At 66.6% G+C, this 482-nt stretch carries 1 protein-coding gene; it reads right to left on the bottom strand.

All coding sequences use genetic code 11. The annotated features are described in order from the left end of the window. On the bottom strand, window positions 1-480 hold a 480-nt coding region (locus tag MFF58_RS32005; RefSeq protein ID WP_283206496.1), incomplete at its 3' end, for a TCP-1/cpn60 chaperonin family protein. Window positions 481-482: the final 2 nt, after the last annotated feature.

Below are 482 nucleotides of genomic sequence, written 5' to 3'. Positions count from 1 at the left end.
TTCGGTCTCGGCGGTCTTGGCCTCCTCGACGGTGATGACGCCCTCGTTGCCCACCTTCTGCATGGCGTGGGCAATCATCTGGCCGATCTCGGTGTCGCCGTTCGACGAGATGGTGCCCACCTGGGCGACCTCGTCGGAGGTCGAGACCTTCTTGGCGCGCGAGGTGATGTCCTTGACGGCGGCCTGGGTGGCGAGGTCGATGCCGCGCTTCAGGTCCATCGGGTTGATGCCGGCGGCGACGTACTTGGCGCCCTCACGGACGATGGCCTGCGCCAGCACGGTCGCGGTGGTGGTGCCGTCACCCGCGATGTCGTTGGTCTTCGAGGCCACTTCGCGCACCATCTGGGCGCCCATGTTCTCGAAGCGGTCGGCGAGTTCGATCTCCTTGGCGACCGTCACACCGTCCTTGGTGATGCGCGGGGCGCCGAAGCTCTTCTCGATCACGACGTTGCGGCCCTTCGGACCGAGCGTCACCTTCACCG

The sequence above is a fragment of the Methylobacterium longum genome, from assembly GCF_022179385.1.
GTDB classification, from domain to species: Bacteria; Pseudomonadota; Alphaproteobacteria; order Rhizobiales; family Beijerinckiaceae; genus Methylobacterium; species Methylobacterium longum.
The sequence above is the reverse complement of the archived record's forward strand: the minus strand, read 5'-3'. Positions and strand labels throughout refer to the sequence as shown.